Raw genomic sequence first — 25,227 nt, 5'->3', positions numbered from 1 at the left:
ACGCGCTGGCAGCAGCGCCCGTTACTCCGGCTCGCGCAGCCGTCTGGCAAGATATCCGCTGGCTTTCCGTGGCGTTTCAATCTCCTTGTAATCGGACTCGGGGATAGAAACGCCGAGACGCGCATGCAGCGCTGTCACGAGATTGAGGATATCCATGGAATCCAGTTCCAGATCATCCTGAAGATGGTCTGTGTCCCTTACCGTTGCCGGGTCTATGTCGGGCGCGACCCGGTTGAGTTCCTCCAGAAAGATCGCCCTCGTTTCGGTTTCGTTCATAGCTCCTCCGGTTTGGCAAGGCAGTCTTGGATGGCGACGAGAAACCGGGACGCCTGCCGTCCGTCGCAAACACGGTGGTCGGCGGACAGAACAAGGGTCGTGACCTGGCGCGGTTCCACCCCGGACCCGGTTACCCATGGTCGTATCTGTGGTGCGCCCACGGCAAGAAGCCCGACCTGTGGGGGAAAGATCACTCCGGTCATGCCCTCTGCGCCGTCCTCGCCCAGGCTCGACACGGTCAGGGTGCCGCGTGTGAGCTCGGAACCGCGCAAGCGCCCGGAACGCGCCCGCGTTACCATGTCGCGCAACCCGGCCATGACATCCGACAGGCTCATCTTGTCGACATCGGCCAGCGCAGGGGCCACCAACCCGCCACCGCGCAGCGAAATGACCATGCCGATGTTCACCGTTTCCGAGGGGGCAAAACCACCTTCCGTGAAATGACCGTTGAGAGCAGCGACCTGCCGGGCCGCCATGGCCGCCGCCTTGACAAAGACTGCTCCCAGCAAAATCCGTTCGGCTGGCGGCCGCTCGGCGTTTTGCTGCGCGAGCCATTCCGAAACCGGTTGGGTTTCGACCGTGTGAGAGACGTAGAAATGCGGTATCTCGCGCTTGGACCGGCTCATGGCGGCGGCGACGGCCTGGCGCATGTCCGACAGGCCTTCTCCGGCTGGCCGGATGGTGGGCGTGGCCTGTACCATTTGCGCCTCGACATCAGCCAGAACAACCGCGCCTCCGGGGCCCGAGCCCTTGACCCGGACGATGTCGATCCCGGCCACTTGCGCAGCGCGGCGGGCCGCCGGGCTTGCACCGGCGGCGGACGCTGGTGGCTCTTGCCGGGGCTGCGCGGGCTTTTCCGAGGGCGCTTCGGCTTCTGCTGGCGGGGCAGGGGCGCTCCGCTCCTTCGGCGCCGGTCGTGTTTCCTCTTCCGGCGGCTTTGGCTCCGCACCCGCTTCTTCGCCGTCGCCGATCCGGGCCATGGGGGCACCAACCGGCAGGGTTTGCCCGATCTCCGCCAAGAGTTCCGTGACCGTACCTGCCTCGAAAACCTCGACCTCGATCGCGCCCTTCTGGGTCTCGACCACGGCGACCACATCACCGCGCGCGACCGTGTCACCGGGGTTCACCAGCCATTCGACCAGTGTCCCGGCCTCCATGTCGGCCCCCAGAGATGGCATTCGGAAAACACCCATCTCAGCCGCGCCCCAATGCCGTTTTGGCGGCGGCGACAATGGCCGGAACCTGCGGGATCGCGGCATCCTCCAGATGTTTCGGATAGGGGATCGGCACCTCTGCCGAACAGACCCGCCCGACCGGTGCGTCGAGGGTCCAGAACACCTGTTCCATGATGCGCGCCGAAATTTCCGCCGCCAGCGAGCCGCTGCGCCAGCCCTCGTCGACAATGACCGCACGCCGTGTTCGCGCGACCGAGGCCATGATGGTTTCATCGTCAAGCGGTCGCAACACGCGCAGGTCGATCACTTCGGCCGCGATCCCGTCGCTGGCCAGTTCCTCGGCGGCCTCCTGCGTCTTGTGGAGCGAACCGCCATAGGTGATCAGGGTGATGTCACCGCCCTCGCGCCGGATCGCCGCGCGCGAGATGTCAACGGCACCCGCGCCTGCGTCGATCTCGCCGCTGCGATTGTAGAGCATCACGTTTTCAAAGATCAGCACCGGGTCGGGATCTTCCAGCGCCGTCCACAGCATGCCGCGCGCATCCTCCAGCGTGGCGGGGGCAAGCACCCTGAGCCCCGGAATATGCGCATACCACCCTTCGAGGCTGTGGGAATGCTGCGCGGCCAATTGCTTGCCCGCGCCAGTTGCCATGCGGATCACCACGGGCACGTTGAACTGCCCGCCGGACATGTGCCTGAGTGTCGCTGCGGTGTTCAGGATCTGGTCCAGAGCGAGCAGGCTGAAGTTCACCGTCATCAGCTCTACGATGGGGCGCATGCCCGCACAGGCTGCCCCGATCCCGGCGCCGGTAAAGCCGGATTCCGACAGTGGGGTATCGCGTACGCGGGCCTCGCCGAATTCGTCCATCAACCCCTTGGACACCGCGTAGCAGCCCCCATAGGCGCCCACGTCCTCTCCCATCAGGAACACCCGTTCATCTCGTCGCATCGCTTCGGAAATCGCGGCGCGAACGGCGTCGCGATAGGTGGTCTCGATCTTCTCCCCGGTGGGCGGGGATGCTGCGACCGGTGGCGTTTCGACGGCCACCACGTCGTGGGTCAGGCTTTCGACCGGTTCCCAGGTGCCTGCCTCGGCAAACTGCACCGCCTCGGCGATCTCGGCCTCGGCACGGGCCCCGATCGCCGTGATCTCTTCTTCATGGATCAGACCGTTGTCCAGAAGCCAGGACTGGAACCGCAGGATCGGCCCTTTTTGCCTCCACGCTTCAACCTCGGCCTTGTCGCGATAGAGCTGCGCGTCGAACATCGAATGCGCCCGGAACCGATAGGTCCGGCACTCCAGAAAGACGGGGCCTTCGCCCGCGCGTATCCGGCGCAGCGCCTTCGCCGCGGCCACCTCGACAGCGACGACATCCATGCCGTCGACAACCTGCGTTTCGATGCCAAAGACGGCAGCCTTGCGGCCGATATCTGTTTCCGACTCGGACCGGTCCAGCGCGGTTCCCATGGCATAGCCATTGTTCTCGCAGACGAACAGAACCGGCAGGGTCCAGAGCGCGGCAAGGTTCATCGCCTCGTGAAACTCGCCTTCGGCCACAGCGCCCTCGCCAAAGAAACAGGCGGTGACCGTGTCGTCACCCCGCATCCTGTCAGCCAGCGCAAGTCCGGCGGCCAGCGGCAGGCCGCCGCCCACGATGGCGTTCCCCCCATAAAAATTGCGCGTGGCATCGAACAGGTGCATGGAGCCGCCGCGACCGCCGGAGCAGCCCTCGGCCTTGCCATACATCTCGGCCATGACGGTGGTCATCGGCACGCCGCGCATCAGGGCGTGGCCATGTTCGCGATAGGTGGCGACAACCCGGTCCTTCTCGGCCAGAAGCGGGATGATCCCGGCGGCAATCGCCTCTTCACCATCGTAGAGATGCAGGAATCCCCGGATCTTTTCCTGTGTATACAACTCTGCGCATCGTTCTTCGAAGCGTCGCACCCGGATCATGTCCCCAAGACGCCGACGGACAGTGTCGTGATCAAGCTTCGGTTTTTCCTCCGTGCTCATGTCTCCTCCGTCTCCAGTGTCGAGGTATCGCCTTCGGGCAGACCCAGTTCGCGCGCTTTCAACAGACGGCGCATGATCTTGCCCGATCTCGTTTTCGGCAGCGTGTTGCGGAACACGATCTCGCGCGGGGCCACGGCGGCACCCAGACTTTTGCGGGCGAAACCGCGAATGTCGCGTTCAAGCTCGGGGCCGGGCTCCGCACCAAGATTGAGCGTGACGAAAGCCTTGACCACCTCGCCGGCGGTTTCGTCGGGCACGCCGATCACCGCCGCCTCGGCCACCGCGTCATGTTCGATCAGCGCGCTTTCCACCTCGAACGGCCCGATCAGGTGGCCCGAGGACTTGATCAGGTCGTCGGCCCGCCCGACGAACCAGTAATACCCGTCGGCATCGCGCATGGCCAAGTCGCCGGACAGGTACCAGCCATCGGCAAAGCACTTGTCATAGCGCGCCTGTTCGTTCAGATAGGCCCGCATCATCGAGGGCCAACCTGGCCGCAAGGCCAGTTCGCCGATCTCGCCATCCGGCAGTTCGCGCAGGCCATCAACGGCGGGTTCGACGATCCCGGCGGTGATCCCCGGCAGCGGCTTGCCCATCGAACCGGGCTTGATGTCCGCGTCCTGCGTGTTGGCGATCATGATCCCGCCGGTTTCGGTCTGCCACCAGTTATCATGGAACGGCAGCCCGAACACCTCGTTCGACCAGATCACCGCCTCAGGGTTCAGCGGCTCGCCAACACTGGCCAGAAACTCAAGGACCGAGAAATCGTAAGGAGCGGCGGCGTCCTTGCCGGCGCGCATCATCATCCGTATCGCGGTCGGGGCGGAATACCAGATCTGGACCTTTTCCCGCTGAAGCGTCCCGTACCAGCGGTCAAGATCGAACTCCGCCTCGTCAACGATCATCGTGGCCCGGTTCACCAGCGGCGAGATGATGCCATAGGTCGTTCCCGTGACCCAGCCGGGATCGGCGGTGCACCAGTAGCGAATGCCGGGCCGCAGCCCCAGCGCATGGCGCCCGGACAGGGCGTGGTAGAGAACCGCCTCGTGAACATGCAAGGCACCCTTGGGCTTGCCGGTGGTGCCCGAGGTGAAATGGATCAGCGCCGGGTCTTCGGGCCGGGTGTTGACCGTCTCGTGTTCCGGCGAGGCTGCGCGCAGCGCCGGACCCAGCGCGACACATCCCTCGGGTGCCTCCTCGCCAACGATCAACACAAGACGCAGCGTCGGGATGTCCTCCCGCCAGGCGGCGATCTTGCGTTCATAGAGTGCGCGGCTGGTGACCAGAACGTTGGCCTCTCCGATTTCCATCCGGGTTCTGAACGGCTCGGGCCCGAAGGCGGCGAAGAGCGGCGTGAAGACCATGCCCGCCTTCCAGGTGCCCAAGGCCGCGGCATAAAGCTCTTTCTCGCGGCCCATGGCGGAAAAGACGCGGGCTCCTTTCTCCAGACCATGCGACTTCAGCACATTTGCTAATCGGGAGGAGAGTTCGGCAAGCTCCTGATAGCTGATCACCTCGCGGCGACCATCTTTCGAGAGCCAGATGATCGCTGTTTCACGACCATGGCCCTGCGCGACATGGCGATCGACGGCCTCGAAACCGATGTTGAGCGCGCCATTCGGCAAACCCGTAACCAGCGCGCGTCCCATCGCGTAGGCATCCAACCGAGCGGTTCCGACGTCCGGCGTCGACTTTGAGCTTCCCAAATGCTGCGGGCGCTTTCTGATGATCTCGTGCATCACGGCCCCCTCCCACTTGAAATGTGGCCGAAGCGGAGCCGCGCGAGCAATGATCCATATCAAAACGGGCCCGGACCCAAGAGGCCCCGCACGCGGCACTGGTGTGGCCGTGTTGCCGGGAGCGGTCTGCTCACGAAACGCGCCGCGGGCAAGACCGCGCGGCACGTTCCTTTCGCCTGCCCCGGACGGCAGGCTGTCAGGCGGTGATGTCTTTCATGGCGGCAAGGAACTGGGCGACTTCCTGGATGCTGTTGTAATGGCACATCGAAACGCGCACGCAACTGTCCATGCCCAGCGGTGTCAGGATGTTGCCCGAGTAGTGGTCCGCCTTTCTCAGATGGGTCCGAATGCCCTGTTCGTTCAGCGCCCTGACCACATCCACCGAGGGCACGCCCTCGACCCGCAGCGACACGAGTCCCTCGCGCGCGGGGTTGTCGACACCGCCAAGGATGGTCACTTTTTCCATCTCCGCCAGGCCGGACAGGTTGCCGGTACCATGGATCATGGCATCGGTCAGGGCCTTTTCCTGGTCATGGATCGCTTCGGCCGCCGCCTTGAACTTGCCTCGTCGGTCGGTGGCATCACTAACCTCGCCGCCCAGCCATTCGAAATAGGAGACGACGTCCGACATTGTCGCATAGGCACCGGTGTCGCGGGTACCCATTTCCCAGTTGTCTTCCGGCCCGTCGAGCAGCGCGTTATGGGGCAGGCGGGTCAACCGGTCCGAGATCCATGCAACCCCGTACCCATGGCGCGAGAACACCTTGTAAGGCGAGATCACGTATCCATCCACGTCATGGTCGGTCAGGTCGATGCCGCCATGGGCCGCGTGCTGAATGCCGTCGACGATGATGATGCAATCGGGGGCCACCGCGCGGATCGCGCGGCTGATGGCGGTCACATCGACGCCCATGCCCGTCACGGGCGAGGTATGTATGATCGTGGCCACCCTGGTGTCCGGGGTGATGGCGGCGGCATAGGCATCGGCCCCGATCGTGCCGGTGGTGCCGTCATGAGGGATCAGAACATGCTGCTGGCCCGCGATGCGTGCCCAGCGGTCACAGGCCGAGCGAGAGGCGGGGTGTTCCAGCGTCGATCCCAGAACCTTGCCTGTGCCGGTACCCAGACAGGCGTTCATGATCAGGCGGAACAGCAATTCAGTGCCGCTTTCCCCCACAAAGAACTGGCCTCCGGGGGCGTTCATGAAGTCCGCCATGTCCTGCTTGGCCTTGTTGATTGTCGCCACCAGTGCATGACTGCCGGGATTGTCGCGTCCCTGGTTGTCGGGGATGGCGGCATGGATGGCAGAGCTTTCCAGAACGGTTTTCAGCGTCAACGCACCACCGGCGTTTTCAAAGAAGATGCGCCGCCCCTGCACCGGGCAATTTTCGACCTGGGCAAATCGGTCACGGATTTGCGCCAACAAGGGATCGGATATCTTGGTCATCTGAGGGGTCAGGCTCCTGAATGGTGTGCTTCGGGCAACTTAGGGGATCCGGCGGCGCATGACATCCAGAGAAGTGATGCTCATCTGCCATTTCAAGAATAGATTGCCAGCCGCGTTTCCGCGCCCCATGCTTCGCTGACACGGCTTCGGTTGAAGGAGAGATACCGATGGCACTGGAAATCATCGGCGCCGGTTTCGGGCGGACAGGCACCGACTCGCTGCGCGCAGCATTGACGATCCTGGGGTTTGGTCCCTGCCACCATATGTACGAGATCCGCGACAATCCCGAAAAGATAGAGCCATGGCATGATCATTTCTGCGGGGGTGCGCCGCTGGATCTTGACCTGCTTTTCGACGGGTACCGGTCGCAGGTCGATTGGCCCGGTGCACATCTATGGCGGGAGGCGGCTGAAAGATATCCCGATGCCAAGGTGATCCTGTCGGTCCGCGACGCCGAAGGCTGGTACAACTCCTATTCCAAGACCATCAAGGTCTTTCGCGAGACGGAGATGCCACCCGAGGCCGTGCATCAGCGCCGCATGCAGGAATTCATCGAAGTTTTCCTCGCAGACCGTTTCGATAGTCGCGAACGGGCCATTGCCGAATTCGATCGGCATGTCGCCGAGGTGAAATCTGCAATCCCCGCGGATCGCCTGCTTGTCTATGAGCTTGGGACGGGCTGGGAACCGCTTTGTGCATTCCTCGGGGTCCCGGTCCCGGAGCAAGACTATCCGCACACCAACTCTTCTGAGGCCTTTCGGCAGAGCAATATCGAGTCGGCGAGCGATCAGCGCTAGGTCCGGGCGCCCGAAAGCAGGGCCTGATAGTCGGCGGCAACCCCTCTGGCCGCTGCCTGCAATAGCTGTGCGCCGTATTCCGGGGTGGCAAGCGCCGAATGCGAGCCGACCCGGCCATCGGGAAACTCCCGCCGGTGCAGGTCGGGTGGCCCATGCCGGTCGCCGGCCCGGCTGGCGATGTCCTCGGCAGTCAGTAGACGGGGTGGGGTGGCTGCGGCACCCGGCGCCACTCGCCGGCCCAGGAATTGCGTGATCGAGATTTCCGCAGGCGTGGCGTGCATGCCCTCCCACTGTCCAAAGAAAGACTGGCGCAGGGCGTTGACCTCGTCGAACTCCCACCAGCTGCGGATGTGCACCATATCGAGAGACCGGGCAACGCGGCGCATCGGTGCCAGGTTCGCCCCATGCGCGTTCAGGACATAGACCCGGCGAAACCCCTGCGCCTGAAGCCCGCGCACGATCTCGGCGAAGAGGTCGGCAAAGAGCTGTTCGGAAATTGACACGGTGCCGGGAAACCCGGTGTTGAACGGCGCAGGGGTATAGGCCAGCGTCGGCGCCACAAAGGTCTCGACGATCTCTGCCGCCGCCTCGGCAATGGCCTGGGCACAGGTGGCGTCCGTCCCGATGAGGCCCATCGGGCCATGCTGTTCGGTCGAACCGACCGGCAAGATGATCCCGTCATGATCGGCCAGATAGGTATCCACCTCGGGCCAGGTCGCCTGATCCAGTCGCATGTTTCCCACCTGTCCGATTGAAAAGGGGGGCATGGATCATGCCCCCCGTCACCTTGACCTCTCGACCGCTTATGCGGCGCTTCAGAGGCCCCACTTGGCCTTGGTGGCTTCGAAAAACCCCTTGGCCTGTTTCACCTTGACCCAGTTGTTGACGTAGTTGATCCACACCTGATCATCCTGCGGCAACAGCATCGCGATCGGCGAGGGCGAGCGCGGTTCGGTATTGGGAACCTGGACTACGCCATGCTTGGCCTTCAGCGTCGAGCCTTCGATGTTGGAAGTAATGAACACATCCGCGCGTCCAGCGAGAACCTCCTGGAAACCACGGGCCGGGGCCTCGACCACCTTGATGTCGGCATTGGGGAACCATTCGCGGGCCAGCGCCTCGAACGTGGTACCCAGCGTGGTGGCCACCTTCACATTGGGCTGGTTGATGCTGTCATAGCCATCGAAGTCGCCCGCCTTTGCAGGGATGGTAAAGGGCATGATCTCGACCGCGATATAGCTTTCCGAGAACCCGGCCACCTTCATTCGGGGCGGGCTGATCGAGGCGGACCCGGTCATGTGGTACTTGCCCGCCACGACACCGTTGACCAGCGTTTTCCAGTCCGTCGGCACGAATTCGACGGTAACGCCGAGGTCGTTGGCCAGTTCGTTGGCAACGTCGATATCAAACCCTTTGTAGCTGTTCGTGGCCGGGTCGCGAACCGACATCGGGTTCCAGTCCCCCGTGGTGCCGAATTTCAGAACGCCGCTGTCGAGGATATCGTTCAGCGCGGATTGCGCCTGTGCCGCAGCAGCCAGACCAAGGCTGAGAACGCCCGCCGCAGCGATTGTCATCCAGTGTTTCATCGTCGTCTCCCTGTTTCTCGCGCTTGCTTTACTTGTACGCTTTGACACTTGAACTTGTGGCCATTCCCCTTCAGCCTCAAGAAAAATCTTCCCTCAGGGGAGGGCCGGGGAGGGGAAATGACCGATATCGCCATCGAAATGGTCAGTGTAAACAAATGGTTCAGTGATTTTCACGTGCTGAAAGATATCGACCTGACGGTGAAGAGTGGCGAGCGGGTGGTGATCTGCGGCCCAAGCGGATCGGGCAAATCCACGGTGGTCCGGTGCATCAATCGGCTAGAAACCCATCAAAAAGGCAGCATCCGCATCTATGGATCCGAGGTGAGCGAGCGCCCCGAGGATCTGCGCGGTGATGTCGGCATGGTGTTCCAGCAGTTCAACCTGTTCCCGCATCTGAGCGTACTGGAGAACCTGACGCTTGGCCCGATGAAAGCGCGCGGGTTGAGCCGCAGCGAGGCAGAGGACCGGGCGCGCCGTTATCTGGAGCGGGTGAAAATTCCCGAACAGGCCGACAAGCGCCCCGGTCAGCTGTCCGGCGGCCAGCAACAGCGCGTCGCCATCGCCCGCAGCCTGTGCATGGAGCCCAAGGTGATGCTGTTCGACGAGCCGACCTCGGCCTTGGACCCTGAAATGATCTCGGAGGTGCTGGACGTGATGGTCAAACTTGCCGAGGAGGGCATGACCATGATCGTTGTGACGCATGAGATGGGATTTGCCCGCAAGGTCGCCGACAAGATGGTGTTCATGGACGCCGGCGAGATTGTCGAAACAGGCGCACCGGCCGAGTTTTTCGGGAACCCGAAATCGCGCCGCTGCCAGACCTTCCTTAGCCAGATACTGAGCCACTGATGCGCCTTCTTCTCTCCCTTGCCGCGCTGGCCCTGCTGTCGGGCTGTTCCTCGTCAACGACATGGGGCTGGTATGTGATCAACCCCTGGACGCCGTCGGGCTGGGTCAACATCAAGTTCCTGATCGGCGGCATGGGGGCCACGATCCTGATCTCGGTCATCGCGGCGGTGCTGTCCATTGTCCTAGGCTTGCTCGTCGCGCTGCCCGGCCTGTCGTCGCGCTGGTATGTCCGGCTGATCAACCGCGTTTATGTCGAGTTCGTCCGGGCGATCCCGCTGTTGCCGATGCTGTTCTGGGTGTTCTACGGGCTGCCGATCATCTTCCGCTCGATGGGGTTGGATATCCCGATCGACCCGTTCTGGGGCGCGATCATCACGCTGGCGATCTCGGACAGCGCGTTTACCGCCGAGATCTATCGGGCCGGGATCCAGTCCATCGCGCGGGGGCAGACCGAGGCGGCCCAGACCATCGGGCTGAACTATCTTCAGACCATGCGCTATGTGATCCTGCCGCAGGCGATCCGGCGCATCCTGCCGCCGCTTGCGAACCAGTTCATCTATATCGTCAAGATGTCGGCCTTTGCCTCGGTGATCGGCATGCAGGAGCTGACCCGGCGGGCCAATGAACTGGTGGTGACCGAGTATCGGCCGCTGGAAATCTATACCTTGCTGATCCTAGAATATCTGGTTCTGGTGCTTGTGATCAGCGCGGGCGTGCGGTGGCTGGAACGCCGCATGGGGTCGGACGAAAGGGGATAGGAATGGATTGGGAAGCCTTCATGGACGGGATCGTCGCGGATCTCGCGGTCCTGAACCCCGAGATACCCGAGACGGTCAAGGGGTTCGGAATGATGGGCGCCGCTGCCAAGAAATCCGGCGCGCTCGACGAAAAGACCAAGGAGATCATGGCGCTGGGCATCGCCATCGCGACGCGCTGCGACAGTTGCATCGGGTTCCATGTGAAATCCCTGATCCGCCTCGGCCTGACCCGACCCGAACTGTGCGAGGCGCTGGCCATGGCGACCTATATGGGTGGCGGGCCGTCCTATGCCTATTCCGCCAAGGCGCTCAAGGCCTATGACACGTTCAAGGGGGGCAACTGATGCAATCGGACCGTTTCATCCGCAACACCTGGTATGTCGCCGGGCGCAGCGAGGATTTCAGCGACCGGCTCAAACCGCTCCGCTTGCTGGATGAGGCGATCGTATTCTACCGGAAAACCGATGGAACCCCGGCCGCGCTGGAGGATGCCTGCCCCCATCGGAAGCTGCCGTTGTCGATGGGCAATCTCAAGGGCGACACTGTGGAATGCGGCTATCACGGACTGACCTTCGATTGCTCGGGCGCGTGCGTATCCGCCCCGACGCAGGGCGACCCGATCCCGAAGCGCGCCCGGGTCCGCAGCTATCCGGTCGAGGACCGCTATGGGTTTCTCTGGATCTGGATGGGCGACCGGGCACCGGGGCCGATCATGGACATCCCCAATTTCGACAATCCCGCCTGGGGCCGGACCGAGCGTGGCGCGCTGCAGATCGCCTGCAACTATCTCTACGTGATGGACAACCTGCTTGATCCCAGCCACGTCGCCTGGGTCCATGTCACCAGCTTTGCCGGGGCAGGGACCGACACACGCCCGCTGGATATCGAAGAGTTGGACGACGGGGTCATCGTCTCGCGCTGGATCATGGCGGAACCGGCACCGCCCTATTATCGGGCGATGCTGGCCTTTGGGGACAATACCGACCGAAAGCAGCATTACGAATGCCGCCTGCCATCCACCGCGATCAACATGAGCGTCTACACCCGAGCGGGCACCGGCGGGCCCGATGCCATCCTGCCCGACGACGCCTATCTGAACATCTCCTATAACTTCATCACCCCGGTCGATGCGGACAATTCGCTGTATTTCTGGTTTCAGCACCGCAACACCGATGCGGGCGACGAGGCCATCAACAAACGGATGTTCGAAGGTGCGACCATGGCATTCAACGAGGACAAGGCGGTGCTGGAGGCGGTGCATGAGGGCATGAAAAACCGCAAGACGCCGTATATGAACCTTGGGTTGGATGCCGGTGCGATGCGGTTCCGGTCCAAGGTGGACAAGGTGATCGCCGCCGAGACCTCAGGCGAAGCTTAAGGCCCCCTCAGGCCCAAGCCCGCAGTCTTGCGCGGGCGCGTCATAAGCGGCGCGCAGATCCGGATGACGGTCGAGGATCTCGGTTGCCCCCGGCATGGCCTCGGGCACCAGCCGACCCGCCTGCCACAGGGCGATACCGTCGGCGGTGATTGTCGGGTCGAGGATGTTGAGCGAGATTTCACCCGGCGCATAGGCGCCGCAGGTATGCACGTGCAGCAGCCGCGGGTTGCCAAAGGCGCTGCCGCTCCAGCGTTCGAAACTGTCCCGCGCCGGATCCCGGAACGCACAACCGGGATGGATGCCGCAATGCCAGGAATGGACGAAATAGGGGTCGATACCGTATCTTTCACCGATCCCGCGATAATGCGCCTCGGCGCGGGCCACATCTGATGCGGTGCCGGAAAACCCGGTGATCCGGTTGCCTTCGATTTCGACGAACAGCACGTCCTCAAGCGCACAGGCATAGGGCTGATAGAAGCGTGATCCCGTTCCGACCAGGAAACCGCGTTGTGCAATACGACCGCTGAAGTTTACGGCAGGCACCGGGGAATGCACCGACAGAGGAAACCGGATCGTGTTGGTGTCCTTTGGCTTTGCGTCAACCGGCGCGACATGGCCGGTGAAATCGGTTCCGGCAGGGCAGGTGACCGTTATGCTCCGGGCCTGTCCCATCGCGCTGTCGATACGGTCGCGCAGTTGAACCATGGCTGCGTGGTCCAGTCGACCAAACGCCGATCCCAGCATGACCCCGTCCAGCGCATAACACACGATGGCACGTATTGTGCCCGGCAGGTCCTGAAACCTGAGCTGATCGCCCAACCGCGCCAGAAAGACGGTCAGGTCCGCCGCCTGCATCGCTGCGGCCAGCGCATTGTCCGGCGCGGTCGCGGTTTCCGTGAACGGGGCCATAACGACCGTGGCACGGATTCCGAGGCTCTGCGCCGCATGCATCAGGCCGTCCACGATGCATTCGCGGTAATACCCCAGACCGGGCGGTTCGCGCACGATCAAGACCGAGTCCCCTGCCGACAAGCCGCCGCAACGGGTCAGCAGATTGACCGCTCCGGCGTGCAGGTCTTCCTTATGGTCAAGCATATTGGCCTCTTGCATGGGAAGATGCTAGCAAGGGCTGCTGGCGTTGAACAGCGGCAAGGGAGATACGAGATGAGCGCTTGGATCGAGATGATCGGGGATGACGCGGCGGACGGGCGCCTGAAAGAACTGCTCGACCGGGCGCGCACGCCCCATGGCACGGTCGACACCGTCATGCGGGTGCATTCGCTGCGCCCCGAAACGATGAACGGTCATGTCACCTTGTATCGCTCGGTCCTGCATTCCGACGACAACACCCTGCCGTTCTGGTTTCTCGAGGTCGTGGCCAGCTATACCTCGATCCTGAACGACTGTACCTATTCGCTGACCCATCATTTCATGAACGTGCGCAACCTGCTCCGGGACCAGCCGCGATCGGACCGCATTTTTATCGCGCTCAAGGCACAGCGGCCTGAGGACGCGTTCGAGGGCAAGGAACTGGCCCTGCTGCGCTATGCCGCCAAGCTGACCACCGGGGTCGGTAGGATGGTCAGATCGGATTTCGAGGCTCTGAAACTGGCAGGCTGCGACGATGGCGAGATCCTGGAGGTGAACCAGGTCTGCGCCTATTTCAACTATTCGAACCGCTTGCTGAACGGGTTGGGTTGCACGACAGAAGGGGATGTCATCGGCTATTACAAGGGCGACGAGAGCTAAGACCGCCGCCCGTCAGACCATCATTTCCTTGGTCGCGGTCAGCTTCAGCTCGGGGTAATCGCGGATCACCCGGTCGATGTCCCATTGCAGACGCGTCAGATAGACAACGTCGCCGTCATGGTCATGTGCGATATGCTGCTTGTTGGCGTTGATGAACTTGTCCATAGCCGCCTTGTCGCCCGCAACCCAGCGGGCGCTGGTGAATTGCGAGCCGTCGAACCGCACCGGCAGGCCGTATTCCAGCTCGATCCGGCTGGCCAGAACCTCGAATTGCAGCGCGCCCACGACGCCCACGATAAAGCCTGAGCCGATCATCGGCTTGAACACCTTGGCGGCGCCTTCCTCGGCAAACTGCATCAGCGCCTTTTCCAGGTGCTTGGCCTTCATTGGATCGCCCGCGCGCACGCCCTGCAACAGTTCCGGCGCAAACGAGGGGATGCCGGTCACCCGCAGCGCCTCGCCCTCGGTCAGGGTGTCGCCGATGCGCAATTGCCCGTGGTTGGGGATGCCGATGATATCCCCTGCCCAGGCCTCGTCCGCCAGTTCGCGGTCCGACGCAAGGAAAAGTACCGGGTTCGATACCGCCATCGGCTTTTTGGTGCGCACATGGGTCAGTTTCATGCCACGCTTGAAATGGCCCGAGGCCATACGGACAAAGGCGACCCGGTCGCGATGCTTGGGGTCCATGTTTGCCTGAACCTTGAAGACAAACCCTGAAACCTTTGTTTCTTCAGGGGAAATCTTCCTGGGCTCTGCGCTTTGCACCTGCGGTTCCGGACCGTAATTGCCGATCCCGTCCATCAGTTCCTTGACCCCGAAAGAGTTGATGGCCGAGCCGAACCAGATCGGCGTCATATGCCCTTCGAGCACGGCTTGCGGGTCGAGCTTGGGCAAGAGCTCGCGCGCCATTTCCAGCTCCTCGTGCAACTGTTCCAGCAGATGCGCGGGCACGTGCTGGGCCAGCTTGGGGTCGTCAAGCCCATTGATTTCAATGCTTTCGGCCACCTTGTTGCGGTCGGCGCGGTCCATCAGCTCCAGCCGGTCGCGGAGGATATCGTAACAGCCGATGAAATCGCGGCCCTGACCGATCGGCCAGCTTGCGGGCGTCACGTCGATGGCCAGCATCTCCTGGATCTCGTCGATGATCTCGAACGTGTCGCGGCTTTCGCGGTCCATCTTGTTGCAAAAGGTCAGGATCGGCAGGTCACGCAACCGGCAAACTTCGAACAGTTTCTGCGTCTGGCTTTCAACGCCCTTGGCGCCGTCGATCACCATCACCGCCGCATCCACCGCCGTCAGGGTGCGATAGGTGTCCTCGGAAAAGTCTGAGTGGCCGGGCGTGTCGACAAGATTGAACCGGAACGTCTTGTAATCGAACGACATTGCCGAGGCCGAGACCGAGATGCCCCGGTCCTTTTCCATCTGCATGAAGTCCGAGCGCGTGCGCCGCGCCTCGCCCTTGGCCCGCACCTGTCCGGCCATCTGGATCGCGCCGCCGAACAGCAGAAACTTTTCGGTCAGCGTGGTCTTTCCCGCATCGGGATGCGAGATGATGGCAAAGGTGCGGCGCCGCGCGATCTCGGGCGGCAAAGCAGGGCGGTTCGAGGCGATATCCAACATGCAGGCGCGTATAGCAGGTTGCGCCGCCCTTGCAAGAATGCGCGTTTACGAGGGTTTGCGGAAATCCTGGTGACAGGATTTGCAGGTGTTGCCGATCTGCGCGAGTGCCGGCTTCAGATCGGCCTCGGTCTCGATTGCTGCGGCCGCCTCGGCGGCGGCCAGTGTCAGTGCCTCGGACCTCTGGCCGAAGGTGTTGAAATCCTGCCAGATCGCGGGCAGGGCCTCGGATTTCGGATCGTGCTCTTCGGCCATGAACAGTGTTGGAACGCTGGCCGCATGGGCGGCAATGGCGGCGGCGGCGGCTCGGGCCTCATCGACATCGAACGCGGCCTCGCCCTTGGCCATGGCACCCAGGATCTTGGTATTGTCGGCGATCTGCATCATCGCGTGCATCCGCGCCTTGACCGCCGGGTTGCTGACGCCGCTATGGGCCAGCGCCGCGCTTGCGGCAAACAGGGCGACAAAAAGAGGGATGGGGCGCAACGGCATGAGGCTTCTCCTGTTCACGGGTCGCGGCAGGATAAGCAGAGGGGGCAACAGGTCAAGACGCAGAGGTCGTCGTGGCGGTCGCGATGCCGTGAGTGATCCGGCCAGACAGATCGACGCCGACGTGACGCTCAGCGTTTGGTCGAGGCGCGTTTCAGAAGGTCGATCGCATCGGGCCGGTCGAGCAGCGCCTTGGCAACATCCATCCCGTGTCCTTCGCCACTTGCATGCTGGTCCAGGAGCGGGCTGACCTGCTCCAGCATCTCTTGCGGCAGCGCCGGTCGGGTCCGCGGGTCGAGCAGCATGGTTTCGGCCGCGATCCCCTCGGCATAGATGATGTGGTGCCGGTCGAACAGCAGCTGGAAATAGTCGACGAAACCGCCCTCTTGCACGAACACGGTATCGCCGTTGACCAGATGCCGCGCCTTGACCAGCAGTTCCGGCCGGCCGACGCCGATCTCGTCGCGGCGCTGATAGACAAAGAGCCGGTGATCGGGGCTGACCACGAGGTCGTTCTCGTTGTTCAGCGTGCCGGCGCGGATCACGATGGGGGCGAACTCGCCCATTGCCCGGACCGTGGTCTGACCGATCCAGCGCACCTCTCGCACGCCGTCGTCACGGGTAAGCACCCGGTCGCCGACCTTCAGGTCCTCGATGCGGACCTGTGCGCCTGAACCCAGCGTGATATGGGTGCCGCGGGTGAAGGAGACACAGGCGACCTGGGCGAATTTCTGGCCTGCGCGGTCGCGGTCAACGCCCACCAGCGTATAGTCGGTCTTGGGCAGCAGAGGTGCCAGCGGCAACAGGTAGAGCTCGGCGATATGGCCGGTCGTGTCGAGTTCGACCAATAGGATGGCGTCGGTGGTATGGCCGTCGGGACTCATCAGGCTCAGCGCGCAATCCAGGTGCAGCGCGGCGCCCGGCTGCCCGGTCTCGGTGTCCCCGGCGATCCGGAACCCGCCGTCCTCCATGGCCTCGATCCCCAGCCGCCAGGTCCGCGCGTCTGTCGCCATGCCATAGACATCGTCCAGCATCAGCTCGTCCATCGGGGCAACCGCATCGCCCAGATTGGCGCCATTGGTCACCGAGAAATCCTCGGCCAGATAGACGGGAACGGATTGGATCGGGGCGTATCGGGTCACGGAGATGGTCCGGATGTTGGTTAACAGGGTACCGGTTGCAAGAAAGTCTAGCACCCGGTTGGGCGCTTCGACAGTGTATGCACCAAAAATGTGGCGCGGATCCGCCGATCGGGTGGTGAAGTGCGGGCAAATGATGTTAGCTCCGAACAACAGGGCATGAGGGGAGAACGCGATATGGATTTGGGGATTTCCGGCAAGCGGGCGCTGGTCTGCGCCTCGTCCAAGGGGCTGGGGCTGGGCTGTGCCCAGGCGCTGGCGGCGGCGGGCGTCGATCTGGTGATGAACGCGCGCGGCGCCGAGGCGCTGGAGGCGGCAGCCGAGGCGATTCGCGGCGCGCATGGGGTGACTGTGACCACCGTCGCCTGCGACGTCACCTCCGAGGCGGGTCAGGCGCAGGTGATCGAGGCGGCCCAGGGTGTCGATATCCTGGTCACCAATGCGGGCGGCCCGCCGCCGGGCCTGTGGTCGGACTGGGACCGCGACGATTTCATCCGCGCGCTGGACGCCAACATGTTGACGCCCATCGCCTTCATGAAGGCGCTGTTGCCCGGCATGATCGACAAGGGCTGGGGCCGGGTGGTCAACATCACCTCGCAATCGGTGCGTGCGCCGATCCCGGCGCTGGGCCTATCCAACGCCGCCCGCACCGGGCTGACCGGCTATGTCGCGGGTACCTCGCGGCAGGTCGCGCCCTTTGGCGTGACGATCAACAACCTGCTGCCCGGCATCCATGCCACCGACCGCGCCAATGCGCTGGATGGCCCGGTGGCGCAGCAAAAAGGCATCTCGCTCGACGAGGCGCGCGCCGAGCGCGCCGCCACGATTCCCGCGCGCCGCTACGGTACGCCCGAGGAATTCGGCGCCACCTGCGCTTTTCTCTGCTCGCAGCATGCGGGCTTCATCGTCGGCCAGAACCTGCTGCACGACGGCGGCGGCACCAACCTGACGATGTAGGGCATGGCGCAGGGGTTTTCGCTCAAGGATCAGCTGTTCAACGCGGACAAGGTGGCCTATCTCGCCGGGCTGTTCGACGGTCCCGGCTTTGACGCATCCGGGTTTCAGGGGCGGGTGATGGCGCGACTGCCCGAGCTGGAGTTGAAGGCGCGGATCGACTGGATTGCGGCCTGCCTGGCCGAGACGGTGCCGGGCGAATTGCCCGAGGTGGCGCCGGTGATCCTGCGGGCACTGCCGCCGCCGCTGGATTCGACGCGGTCGGATGATGATTTCGGCGATTTCATCTTTGCCCCGCTGGGGGAGTGGGTGGCGGCTGTGGGGATAGAGCATCCCGACCTGGCGCTCGACCTGCTGGCGGAACTGACACAGCGGTTTTCGATGGAATGGGCGATCCGCCCGTTCCTGAACCGCTGGCCCGATCAGGTGCTGGCACGGATGGTGGAGTGGTGCGCGCATGACAGCTATCATGTCCGCCGACTGGTCAGCGAGGGCACCCGCCCACGACTTCCCTGGGGGTTGGGCGTATCGCTGGAACTGGAGGCCGCGTTACCGTTGCTTGACCGGTTGCACGGCGATCCCACCCGCTATGTCACCCGCTCGGTGGCCAATCACCTGAACGACATCGCCAAAAAGGCGCCGGATCTGGTGCTGACACGGCTTGGCGGCTGGCGCGAGGAGGGGCGGCAACGGCCCGAGGAGCTGTTCTGGATGACCGGCCACGCGCTGCGCGGCCTGGTCAAGGCCGGCCATCCGGGCGCGATGGCGGCGCTGGGCTATGATCCCGATGTGGCGCTTGACGTGCAACTGAGCCTGCCCGGCGAGGCCCGGATCGGCGACGCGGTCGAGATCGGCGTGACCCTGAGCGGCGCCCGCGATGTGCCGGTGCTGGTGGACTATGTCCTGCATTTCCAGCGCCCGGGTGGCAAGGTCTCGGCCAAGGTACACAAATTGAAACAAGGCAGGTTGAGCGGCGGGCGACTACAGCTGTCCAAGCGTCACAAGCTGAAGGGAGACGCCAGCACCTTTACCTTGGTACCCGGCCCGCACCGGGTCGAGGTGCAGGTCAATGGCCGGGTGCGCGCCTATGGAAGCTTTGCCCTGCTTGAGTGAACGGGCAGGGGGCGCTGCCCCCGTGCTGCGGACTCCCCCGGAGTATTTTGGGCGAAATGAAGGGCGATCACGCTTGGTTCAGAGGGAGTGGGGCTCCGTTGTCTATGATCACGGCGCGGGTTAGGTCGTGGGGGATGGTCAGGAGGGTGTGACATGACTCACGAAGCGGTTCAGAGCTATTACGGAGAGGTGCTGCAAAGCAGCGCCGATTTGCAGACCAATGCCTGTTGTACGCCCGACGCGGTGCCTGCGCATCTGAAGCCGGTTTTGGCCAAGCTGCATGACGAGGTGATGGCGCGCTATTACGGTTGCGGACTGATCGCACCCCAGGCGATGGAAGGCGCGCGTATCCTCGACCTGGGCTGCGGTGCCGGGCGCGATGTCTATGCGCTGTCGGCGCTGGTGGGCGAAAGCGGCGCGGTGGTCGGCGTCGACATGACGCCCGCGCAGCTGGAGGTGGCACGGGCGCACCGCGCCTATCACGCCGAGGTATTCGGCCATGCCGCCCCCAATACAGAGTTTCACCAGGGCTATATCGAAAAGCTGGACGAGCTGCCGTTGGAGCCCGGCTCGTTCGACATCATCGTGTCGAATTGCGTGTTGAACCTGGCCACCGACAAGGCGGCGGTGCTGCGTGGCGCGCAACGGCTGTTGAAACCGGGGGGCGAGATGTATTTCTCGGATGTCTACGCCGACCGGCGGATTCCCGAGGCGCTGGCGCGCGACGAGGTGCTTTATGGCGAATGCCTGTCGGGGGCGCTCTACTGGAACGATTTCCTGAGCTTGGCGCGCGGCGCGGGATTTGGCGATCCGCGCATGGTCGAAAGCCGGTTACTGACCATCGAGAACCCAGAGCTGGAACGCCGTGTCGGCCCGATCCGTTTCCTGTCGGTGACCTATCGGCTGTTCAACCTTGCAGGGCTAGAGCCCGATTGCGAGGATTACGGTCAGGCGGTGATCTACAAGGGCACAGTGCCGCATGCACCGCATGAATTCGTGCTGGATGACCATCATGTCATCGAGGCTGGCAAGGTGTTTCCGGTCTGCGGCAATACCTGGCGGATGCTGGCCGAGACGCGGTTTGCGCCGCATTTCCAGTTCATCGGCGATTTCTCGACCCATTACGGCATCTTTGCCGGATGCGGTGGCGTGTCGCCGTTCAACGGTCTCTCACCCGTGGCGCCGGCCACATCCGGGGGCTGCTGCTGACGCGTCCCGCCTTGCGCAGCGGGGGCGGGGTTGTTATCCCCGGGCTAACTCCCGACCAAAAGGCTTGGGATAGGCAGCGAGGCCCGGCAGGTGACGGCAGGACAGACACCTCCACGACTGGAGATCCGCAATCTGGTGCGCGTCTTTGACGGGCGCCGGGTCGTTGATGACGTGTCGCTGCACATTCGCGCGGGGCAGGTGACCTGTCTGCTGGGGCCCTCGGGTTGCGGCAAGTCCACCACCCTGCGGATGATCGCCGGCGTCGAGATGCAGGACAGCGGCGAGATCTACGTGGACGGCAAGCTGATCTGCGACACCGTGTTCCGTGTTCCGCCAGAGCGGCGCGCGATCGGGCTGATGTTCCAGGATTTCGCGCTGTTTCCCCATCTGAGCGTGGCGGGTAACGTCGCTTTTGGCCTGAAAGGCAGCCGCGAAGAGAAGCGCGCCCGGGTCGAGGAACTACTGGCGCGGGTATCGCTGAGCGGTCATATCGACAGCTTTCCGCATCAGCTGTCGGGTGGCGAACAGCAACGGGTGGCGCTGGCGCGCGCGCTGGCGCCGCGGCCACGCATCATGTTGATGGACGAGCCGTTCTCGGGGCTCGATAACCGGCTGCGCGACGGCATCCGCGACGACACGCTGGCGCTGCTCAAGGAAGAGGATGCGGCGGTGCTGCTGGTCACGCATGAGCCGGAAGAGGCGATGCGCATGGCTGACGAGATCGCGCTGATGCGTGGTGGTCGGATCGTCCAGCAGGGCGCGCCATATAACGTCTATACCCGGCCCGCGGACCGGGCGGCGGTTGCCTTCTTCAGCGATATCAACGTTCTGCGGGCAACTGTCACCGGCGCGCTGGCGCAGACGCCCTTTGGCCAGTTCCTGGCACCGGGCATCCCGGACCGCACCGAGGTCGATATCGTGTTCCGGCCGCAGCATGTGAAGCTGGATTTCGACCGGGGTGGCAAGGGGCCGTTGCCGACGCCCAGCGACGGCGTCGCCGCGCGCGGGGTGGTCGAACGGGCGCGGTTTCTAGGCAGCGAGAGCCTTGTGGAGTTTCGCATGGACTTCGATGGCTCTCTGTTGAAGGCTACAGTGCCCAATGTATTCATCCCGGAAACAGGGCGGGTCATGTGGCTGACCATCCGGCGTGATCGTTGTTTCGTGTTTCCGGCGGATCTCAAGCGCTGAGCGCGTGCCCAGAGCGGTGGCAAAAAATGTCCCATTTTTTGTCCCAGAATTTCGGCGAAATTCTGGGCGTTTGCCGCGCGCTGAACGTGTTTCCTCGTTAGGGGTGTTCATAGCAGGCAGGGCACAGGTGCCGCAGGCGTGCAACAGTCCGTCGGCGCGCGCTTGCCGCGCGGTGGAGGGGCGTCTATCAAGGGCCAAACAGGGCGGGGCGACATGCGCATACTTATCACCAATGACGACGGGATCAACGCGCCGGGGCTGGCGGCGCTGGAGCAGGTGGCCGAGGAACTGGCGGGGCCAGGGGGCGAGGTCTGGATCGTTGCGCCTGCGTTCGAGCAATCCGGTGTCGGCCATTGCATCAGCTATACCCATCCGATGCTCATCGCGCGCCTGGGCGAGCGCCGCTTTGCCGCCGAAGGCTCTCCCGCTGACTGTGTTCTGGCGGGTCTGCATGACGTGATGAAAGAGGCGTTGCCCGATCTGGTCCTGTCCGGTGTGAACCGGGGCAACAATGCCGCCGAGAACGCGCTTTATTCCGGTACCCTGGGGGGCGCGATGGAGGCCGCATTGCAGGGCTTGCCCGCTATCGCGCTTTCGCAATTCTTCGGCCCGCGCAACTATGGCCGCACCGATCCTTTCGAGATTGCCCGAAGCCATGGGGCGCAGGTGATCCGGCGTATCCTCGACACCTGGCCTGACGAACGGCCAGATTACCGGCTATTCTACAACGTCAATTTCCCCCCAGTCCCCGCCGCCGAGGTCAAGGGAATCCGTGCCGTGCGCCAGGGCTTTCGCGAGGGTACGCGGTTTTCCGCCGAGCCGCATCTGTCGCCCGCGGGCAAACGGTTCCTTTGGATCAAGGGCGGCGACCAGCAGCAGCGCACCGCGCCGGGCACCGATGCGGCGGCCAATCTTGACGGTTATGTCTCGGTCACACCGATGCGCGCGGACCTGACCGCGGACGATGCGCTGGAGGCCTTGCAGGCGACCCTATGAGCGGACCCGATCCCGAAACCAAGATGCAGTTCCTGTTCGCGCTCCGCTCCAAGGGGGTGACGGACAAACGGGTGCTGGCGGCGATGGAAGAGGTGGATCGCGGCCTGTTCGTGCGCGGCCTGTTTTCCGAGCGCGCTTATGAGGATATGCCTCTGCCGATCGCCTGCGGCCAGACCATCAGTCAGCCCTCTGTGGTGGGGCTGATGACCCAGGCGCTGGAGGTCTCGCCGCGCGACAAGGTGCTCGAGGTCGGGACCGGTTCCGGCTATCAGGCTGCGATCCTGGCGAAACTGGCACGGCGGGTCTACACGGTGGATCGTCACGCCCGGTTGGTGCGCGCGGCGCAACTGGTGTTCCAGCAGTTGCAGCTGGTCAATATCACCACCATGACCGCAGACGGATCCTTTGGTCTGCCCGATCAGGCACCATTCGACCGCATCATTGTCACCGCCGCTGCCGAGGATGCGCCCGGCCCGCTCTTGGCGCAGCTCAAGATCGGGGGTATCATGGTTCTGCCCGTGGGGCAGTCGGATACGGTTCAAACACTGATCCGGGTGCGCCGCACCGAACAGGGCTTTGACTATGAGGAATTGCGCCCGGTCCGGTTCGTGCCTCTGCTCGAAGGGCTGGGCAAGGATGGGTGACGGGGATATCCCGCGCCAATAGAGATTGAACGACGCAAACCCCCGGACCACATGGGGGGCGGCATTGAGGATTGTATGATGAGCGCTTTGTTCCGGACTCTGTCACGCCCGATGATGGGCCTTTCCGCGTTGGCCCTGGTGGCCGCCTGCGAGGCGCCGCTGGATTATGATCTGCGCGGGCAGATCGGGGCGTTCAACACGACTGAAGCCGCCCAGACCGCCCGCACCGCCGCGCGGCCGAAACCGGATGGGCGTGGGGTGATCTCGTATCCCAATTACCAGGTGGCGGTGGCCAAGCGCGGCGACACGGTGGCGACCCTGTCCGAGCGGGTCGGCCTGCCGGTGGGCGAGGTGGCCCGTTTCAACGGGCTGGAGCCGACCGACGGACTGCGCGAGGACGAGGTGCTGGCGCTGCCGCGCCGTGTCGCGGAACCGTCCGGCCAGGGCAACAATGTCGATATCGCCAGCCTTGCCGGCAGCGCCATCGACCAGGCCCCCGATACGACCCCGGTCCAGACCACCGCGCTTGAACCGGCCAAGCCCGCGGCCCAGCCCGTGCCGAAACCGGCAGCACCCGAGCCTGTGCGCCACAAGGTCGAGCGTGGCGAGACCGCCTATACGATCTCGCGCCTCTATCAGGTGCCGGTCAAGGCGTTGGGCGAATGGAACGGGTTGGGTCCGGATTTCGCGATCCGCGAGGGCCAGTATCTGCTGATCCCGGTCAAGGATCAGCCAGCCCCGAAATCCAGCGCCAAACAGGCCGCGGCCGCCACCACGACCGCGGCGGTCAGCGCGCCGGGGGCCGGGTCGGCCACGCCCACGCCTCCCAGCGCAACCAAGCCGCTGCCCGAGGAAAAGGTGCCCGCCGCCAAGCCGGCGGAACCCGATGTGTCGGTCGGTCAGCCCACCGCCAGCAGCAATGCGCGCCTGGGATTCCCGGTCAAGGGCAAGATCGTGCGCCCCTATTCCAAGGGCAAGAATGACGGGATCGACATCGCCGGCGCGCCCGGCAGCGCGGTCAGCGCCGCCGAGAGCGGCACGGTTGCTGCGATCACCGCAGATGCCGACCAGGTGCCGATCGTGGTGATCCGCCATGCCGACAACCTGCTGACGGTCTACGCCAATGTGGACGGGATCGAAGTCAACAAGGGTGATACCGTGAAACGCGGGCAAAAGATCGCCCGCTTGCGCGACGGCGAGAACGCCTATGTGCATTTCGAGGTGCGCAAGGGCTTCGACAGTTTCGATCCGGAACCTTATCTGAAATGACAGTTACGGGCCGTGCGGCCCGTGCCTCCGGCGGGAGTATTTGCGACCAGAAAGAAGCGGCAGGGAGACCCGCCCCTTCATTTCGCCGCAAATACTCCGGGGGAGTCCGCAGGACGGGGGCAGCGCCCCCTGTCGCGCTCAGGGCTGGTAGTCGGCCAGGGTCTTGCCCGGCTCGTCGCGGAAGAGTTCGGGCAGGGGGCTGAGCGTTTCGATCAGGTCGATGCGGAACACGCGGAACCCCGCGCGCAGCTCACACCAGGCGGTGAGCGTCCAGACCCGGCCCCAATACTCCATATGCAGCGGGCGTATGGTGCGCTCTGTAAGCTCCCCGTCGATCCGACGATAGATCAGCCGCAGCTTCTGGCGGGCCTTGATCGCGGCGCGGATCGGCGCCATATGCGCCAGCCCGCGGGCGGCATCGGCAAAAGGGTAGACCGCGAATTTCCAGGCATCGGCCTCGGCCACGGTCTGGGTGGGCAGCACCGCGTCGATCTTTTCCGCCAGGCGCTGGGCGGCGGCCTTCAGATCGGGATCGGCGGCCTCGGCCACGATGGCCATGCCGAGATTGAGCGCCTCCAGCTCCTCGGGCGTCAGGTTAAGCGGCGGCAGGGTGATCTGTTCGCGCACCAAATAACCAACGCCGCGTTCGCCCTCCACCGGCACGCCCGAGGCAACCAGCGTGTCCATGTCGCGATAGATGGTGCGGACCGAGACCTCGAGCCGCTCGGCGATGTCGCGCGCGCGGTGCAGCTTCCCGTCGCGCAGGATCTGGATGATGTCGAACAGGCGGTCGGTGCGGCGCATGGCCTACCCTTCGCGCGGGCGGGGGGCGGTGGTC

Annotated in this window: 25 protein-coding genes; 13 read left to right on the top strand and 12 right to left on the bottom strand. The window is 63.9% G+C overall.

From position 1 onward, the window contains the following. Window positions 1-21: 21 nt before the first annotated feature. From AC2FL1_RS09980 to AC2FL1_RS09960, 5 genes are all read right to left on the bottom strand, one after another. Complete coding sequence (locus AC2FL1_RS09980; RefSeq protein WP_496876808.1) at window positions 22-276, bottom strand: acyl carrier protein; 255 nt, start codon at window positions 274-276, stop codon at window positions 22-24. Continuing rightward, window positions 273-1,454, bottom strand: a complete 1,182-nt coding sequence (locus tag AC2FL1_RS09975; RefSeq protein WP_496876807.1) for a dihydrolipoamide acetyltransferase family protein — start codon at window positions 1,452-1,454, stop codon at window positions 273-275. Before AC2FL1_RS09975 ends, AC2FL1_RS09980 begins: the two co-directional genes overlap by 4 nt. A gap of 16 nt (window positions 1,455-1,470) precedes the next feature. After that, a complete protein-coding gene (pdhA, locus tag AC2FL1_RS09970) occupies window positions 1,471-3,468 on the bottom strand; it encodes a pyruvate dehydrogenase (acetyl-transferring) E1 component subunit alpha (RefSeq protein WP_496876806.1) in 1,998 nt (665 codons plus the stop codon). After that, window positions 3,465-5,207, bottom strand: a complete 1,743-nt coding sequence (gene acsA, locus AC2FL1_RS09965) for an acetate--CoA ligase (protein ID WP_496876805.1) — start codon at window positions 5,205-5,207, stop codon at window positions 3,465-3,467. Before acsA ends, pdhA begins: the two co-directional genes overlap by 4 nt. Window positions 5,208-5,403: 196 nt before the next feature. Continuing rightward, window positions 5,404-6,654 carry an aminotransferase class V-fold PLP-dependent enzyme gene (locus AC2FL1_RS09960; protein ID WP_496876804.1) on the bottom strand — a complete coding sequence of 417 codons (1,251 nt, stop codon included), beginning with the start codon at window positions 6,652-6,654 and terminating at the stop codon, window positions 5,404-5,406. A gap of 167 nt (window positions 6,655-6,821) precedes the next feature. On the opposite strand from AC2FL1_RS09960, the gene AC2FL1_RS09955 reads away from it, so the two are divergent. Further along, complete coding sequence (locus AC2FL1_RS09955; RefSeq protein ID WP_496828758.1) at window positions 6,822-7,451, top strand: sulfotransferase family protein; 630 nt, start codon at window positions 6,822-6,824, stop codon at window positions 7,449-7,451. Here AC2FL1_RS09955 and AC2FL1_RS09950 read toward each other — a convergent pair. After that, window positions 7,448-8,185, bottom strand: a complete 738-nt coding sequence (locus AC2FL1_RS09950) for a creatininase family protein (protein ID WP_496876803.1) — start codon at window positions 8,183-8,185, stop codon at window positions 7,448-7,450. The two genes, AC2FL1_RS09955 and AC2FL1_RS09950, sit on opposite strands and share 4 nt — an antisense overlap. An 81-nt stretch (window positions 8,186-8,266) precedes the next feature. Further along, the gene (locus AC2FL1_RS09945; RefSeq protein ID WP_234136171.1) at window positions 8,267-9,037 is read right to left on the bottom strand and encodes a transporter substrate-binding domain-containing protein; all 771 of its coding nucleotides are present in this window, start codon (window positions 9,035-9,037) and stop codon (window positions 8,267-8,269) included. Window positions 9,038-9,154: 117 nt separating this feature from the next. Here AC2FL1_RS09945 and AC2FL1_RS09940 point away from each other — a divergent pair, with 117 nt between their 5' ends. The 4 genes from AC2FL1_RS09940 to AC2FL1_RS09925 are packed head-to-tail and all read left to right on the top strand — an operon-like array spanning window position 9,155 to window position 12,022. Beyond that, the gene (locus AC2FL1_RS09940) at window positions 9,155-9,886 is read left to right on the top strand and encodes an amino acid ABC transporter ATP-binding protein (RefSeq protein ID WP_496828754.1); all 732 of its coding nucleotides are present in this window, start codon (window positions 9,155-9,157) and stop codon (window positions 9,884-9,886) included. After that, entirely contained in the window at window positions 9,886-10,644 is a 759-nt protein-coding gene (locus AC2FL1_RS09935; protein WP_234221509.1) for an amino acid ABC transporter permease, read from the top strand. Before AC2FL1_RS09940 ends, AC2FL1_RS09935 begins: the two co-directional genes overlap by 1 nt. 2 nt (window positions 10,645-10,646) lie before the next feature. After that, window positions 10,647-10,988 (top strand): carboxymuconolactone decarboxylase family protein, encoded by a 342-nt coding sequence (locus tag AC2FL1_RS09930; protein WP_496876802.1) that lies wholly within the window; start codon window positions 10,647-10,649, stop codon window positions 10,986-10,988. Beyond that, window positions 10,988-12,022: an aromatic ring-hydroxylating dioxygenase subunit alpha gene (locus AC2FL1_RS09925; protein ID WP_496876801.1), complete on the top strand. Its 1,035-nt coding sequence runs from the start codon at window positions 10,988-10,990 to the stop codon at window positions 12,020-12,022. Before AC2FL1_RS09930 ends, AC2FL1_RS09925 begins: the two co-directional genes overlap by 1 nt. On the opposite strand, the gene AC2FL1_RS09920 is transcribed toward AC2FL1_RS09925, so the two are convergent. Continuing rightward, the gene (locus AC2FL1_RS09920) at window positions 12,008-13,117 is read right to left on the bottom strand and encodes a hypothetical protein (RefSeq protein WP_496876800.1); all 1,110 of its coding nucleotides are present in this window, start codon (window positions 13,115-13,117) and stop codon (window positions 12,008-12,010) included. The genes AC2FL1_RS09925 and AC2FL1_RS09920 overlap by 15 nt on opposite strands. A gap of 69 nt (window positions 13,118-13,186) precedes the next feature. Between AC2FL1_RS09920 and AC2FL1_RS09915 the strand changes: the two genes are divergently transcribed. After that, window positions 13,187-13,771, top strand: coding sequence for a carboxymuconolactone decarboxylase family protein (locus AC2FL1_RS09915; RefSeq protein ID WP_496828746.1), 585 nt, complete (start codon window positions 13,187-13,189; stop codon window positions 13,769-13,771). Between the two features lie 12 nt (window positions 13,772-13,783). Here AC2FL1_RS09915 and AC2FL1_RS09910 read toward each other — a convergent pair whose 3' ends face one another. The 3 genes from AC2FL1_RS09910 to AC2FL1_RS09900 all read right to left on the bottom strand — a co-directional run bounded on the left by AC2FL1_RS09910 (window position 13,784) and on the right by AC2FL1_RS09900 (window position 17,025). Then, complete coding sequence (locus tag AC2FL1_RS09910; RefSeq protein ID WP_496876799.1) at window positions 13,784-15,391, bottom strand: peptide chain release factor 3; 1,608 nt, start codon at window positions 15,389-15,391, stop codon at window positions 13,784-13,786. Between the two features lie 45 nt (window positions 15,392-15,436). After that, window positions 15,437-15,880: a c-type cytochrome gene (locus AC2FL1_RS09905; protein ID WP_496876798.1), complete on the bottom strand. Its 444-nt coding sequence runs from the start codon at window positions 15,878-15,880 to the stop codon at window positions 15,437-15,439. 128 nt (window positions 15,881-16,008) lie between these two features. Continuing rightward, window positions 16,009-17,025, bottom strand: a complete 1,017-nt coding sequence (locus AC2FL1_RS09900) for a Hint domain-containing protein (protein WP_496876832.1) — start codon at window positions 17,023-17,025, stop codon at window positions 16,009-16,011. A gap of 168 nt (window positions 17,026-17,193) precedes the next feature. On the opposite strand from AC2FL1_RS09900, the gene AC2FL1_RS09895 reads away from it, so the two are divergent. From AC2FL1_RS09895 to AC2FL1_RS09865, 7 genes are all read left to right on the top strand, one after another. Next, window positions 17,194-17,973, top strand: a complete 780-nt coding sequence (locus tag AC2FL1_RS09895) for an SDR family oxidoreductase (protein WP_496876797.1) — start codon at window positions 17,194-17,196, stop codon at window positions 17,971-17,973. A gap of 3 nt (window positions 17,974-17,976) precedes the next feature. After that, the gene (locus AC2FL1_RS09890; RefSeq protein WP_496876796.1) at window positions 17,977-19,083 is read left to right on the top strand and encodes a YhaZ family DNA alkylation repair protein; all 1,107 of its coding nucleotides are present in this window, start codon (window positions 17,977-17,979) and stop codon (window positions 19,081-19,083) included. Between the two features lie 153 nt (window positions 19,084-19,236). Then, window positions 19,237-20,292: a methyltransferase domain-containing protein gene (locus tag AC2FL1_RS09885; RefSeq protein WP_496876795.1), complete on the top strand. Its 1,056-nt coding sequence runs from the start codon at window positions 19,237-19,239 to the stop codon at window positions 20,290-20,292. 90 nt (window positions 20,293-20,382) lie between these two features. Beyond that, window positions 20,383-21,480, top strand: coding sequence for an ABC transporter ATP-binding protein (locus tag AC2FL1_RS09880; RefSeq protein WP_496876794.1), 1,098 nt, complete (start codon window positions 20,383-20,385; stop codon window positions 21,478-21,480). A gap of 213 nt (window positions 21,481-21,693) precedes the next feature. Continuing rightward, window positions 21,694-22,476 (top strand): 5'/3'-nucleotidase SurE, encoded by a 783-nt coding sequence (surE, locus tag AC2FL1_RS09875; RefSeq protein ID WP_496828732.1) that lies wholly within the window; start codon window positions 21,694-21,696, stop codon window positions 22,474-22,476. Next, window positions 22,473-23,120, top strand: a complete 648-nt coding sequence (locus AC2FL1_RS09870; protein WP_234136184.1) for a protein-L-isoaspartate(D-aspartate) O-methyltransferase — start codon at window positions 22,473-22,475, stop codon at window positions 23,118-23,120. Before surE ends, AC2FL1_RS09870 begins: the two co-directional genes overlap by 4 nt. 78 nt (window positions 23,121-23,198) lie before the next feature. Next, window positions 23,199-24,389 carry a peptidoglycan DD-metalloendopeptidase family protein gene (locus AC2FL1_RS09865; protein ID WP_496876793.1) on the top strand — a complete coding sequence of 397 codons (1,191 nt, stop codon included), beginning with the start codon at window positions 23,199-23,201 and terminating at the stop codon, window positions 24,387-24,389. Between the two features lie 138 nt (window positions 24,390-24,527). On the opposite strand, the gene AC2FL1_RS09860 is transcribed toward AC2FL1_RS09865, so the two are convergent. Continuing rightward, window positions 24,528-25,193: a helix-turn-helix transcriptional regulator gene (locus tag AC2FL1_RS09860; protein ID WP_496876792.1), complete on the bottom strand. Its 666-nt coding sequence runs from the start codon at window positions 25,191-25,193 to the stop codon at window positions 24,528-24,530. Window positions 25,194-25,227 lie beyond the last annotated feature (34 nt).

Source organism: Ruegeria sp. YKSF070, assembly GCF_059612725.1.
The sequence above is the reverse complement of the archived record's forward strand: the minus strand, read 5'-3'. Positions and strand labels throughout refer to the sequence as shown.

What these genes read in the sequence shown, in the direction of transcription:
- AC2FL1_RS09980 (WP_496876808.1), bottom strand. Translation starts at nt 276, where the DNA reads ATGAACGAAACCGAAACGAGGGCGATCTTTCTGGAGGAACTCAACCGG.
- AC2FL1_RS09975 (WP_496876807.1), bottom strand. Translation starts at nt 1,454, where the DNA reads ATGCCATCTCTGGGGGCCGACATGGAGGCCGGGACACTGGTCGAATGG.
- pdhA (WP_496876806.1), bottom strand. Translation starts at nt 3,468, where the DNA reads ATGAGCACGGAGGAAAAACCGAAGCTTGATCACGACACTGTCCGTCGG.
- acsA (WP_496876805.1), bottom strand. Translation starts at nt 5,207, where the DNA reads ATGCACGAGATCATCAGAAAGCGCCCGCAGCATTTGGGAAGCTCAAAG.
- AC2FL1_RS09960 (WP_496876804.1), bottom strand. Translation starts at nt 6,654, where the DNA reads ATGACCAAGATATCCGATCCCTTGTTGGCGCAAATCCGTGACCGATTT.
- AC2FL1_RS09955 (WP_496828758.1), top strand. Translation starts at nt 6,822, where the DNA reads ATGGCACTGGAAATCATCGGCGCCGGTTTCGGGCGGACAGGCACCGAC.
- AC2FL1_RS09950 (WP_496876803.1), bottom strand. Translation starts at nt 8,185, where the DNA reads ATGCGACTGGATCAGGCGACCTGGCCCGAGGTGGATACCTATCTGGCC.
- AC2FL1_RS09945 (WP_234136171.1), bottom strand. Translation starts at nt 9,037, where the DNA reads ATGAAACACTGGATGACAATCGCTGCGGCGGGCGTTCTCAGCCTTGGT.
- AC2FL1_RS09940 (WP_496828754.1), top strand. Translation starts at nt 9,155, where the DNA reads ATGACCGATATCGCCATCGAAATGGTCAGTGTAAACAAATGGTTCAGT.
- AC2FL1_RS09935 (WP_234221509.1), top strand. Translation starts at nt 9,886, where the DNA reads ATGCGCCTTCTTCTCTCCCTTGCCGCGCTGGCCCTGCTGTCGGGCTGT.
- AC2FL1_RS09930 (WP_496876802.1), top strand. Translation starts at nt 10,647, where the DNA reads ATGGATTGGGAAGCCTTCATGGACGGGATCGTCGCGGATCTCGCGGTC.
- AC2FL1_RS09925 (WP_496876801.1), top strand. Translation starts at nt 10,988, where the DNA reads ATGCAATCGGACCGTTTCATCCGCAACACCTGGTATGTCGCCGGGCGC.
- AC2FL1_RS09920 (WP_496876800.1), bottom strand. Translation starts at nt 13,117, where the DNA reads ATGCTTGACCATAAGGAAGACCTGCACGCCGGAGCGGTCAATCTGCTG.
- AC2FL1_RS09915 (WP_496828746.1), top strand. Translation starts at nt 13,187, where the DNA reads ATGAGCGCTTGGATCGAGATGATCGGGGATGACGCGGCGGACGGGCGC.
- AC2FL1_RS09910 (WP_496876799.1), bottom strand. Translation starts at nt 15,391, where the DNA reads ATGTTGGATATCGCCTCGAACCGCCCTGCTTTGCCGCCCGAGATCGCG.
- AC2FL1_RS09905 (WP_496876798.1), bottom strand. Translation starts at nt 15,880, where the DNA reads ATGCCGTTGCGCCCCATCCCTCTTTTTGTCGCCCTGTTTGCCGCAAGC.
- AC2FL1_RS09895 (WP_496876797.1), top strand. Translation starts at nt 17,194, where the DNA reads ATGGATTTGGGGATTTCCGGCAAGCGGGCGCTGGTCTGCGCCTCGTCC.
- AC2FL1_RS09890 (WP_496876796.1), top strand. Translation starts at nt 17,977, where the DNA reads ATGGCGCAGGGGTTTTCGCTCAAGGATCAGCTGTTCAACGCGGACAAG.
- AC2FL1_RS09885 (WP_496876795.1), top strand. Translation starts at nt 19,237, where the DNA reads ATGACTCACGAAGCGGTTCAGAGCTATTACGGAGAGGTGCTGCAAAGC.
- surE (WP_496828732.1), top strand. Translation starts at nt 21,694, where the DNA reads ATGCGCATACTTATCACCAATGACGACGGGATCAACGCGCCGGGGCTG.
- AC2FL1_RS09870 (WP_234136184.1), top strand. Translation starts at nt 22,473, where the DNA reads ATGAGCGGACCCGATCCCGAAACCAAGATGCAGTTCCTGTTCGCGCTC.
- AC2FL1_RS09865 (WP_496876793.1), top strand. Translation starts at nt 23,199, where the DNA reads ATGAGCGCTTTGTTCCGGACTCTGTCACGCCCGATGATGGGCCTTTCC.
- AC2FL1_RS09860 (WP_496876792.1), bottom strand. Translation starts at nt 25,193, where the DNA reads ATGCGCCGCACCGACCGCCTGTTCGACATCATCCAGATCCTGCGCGAC.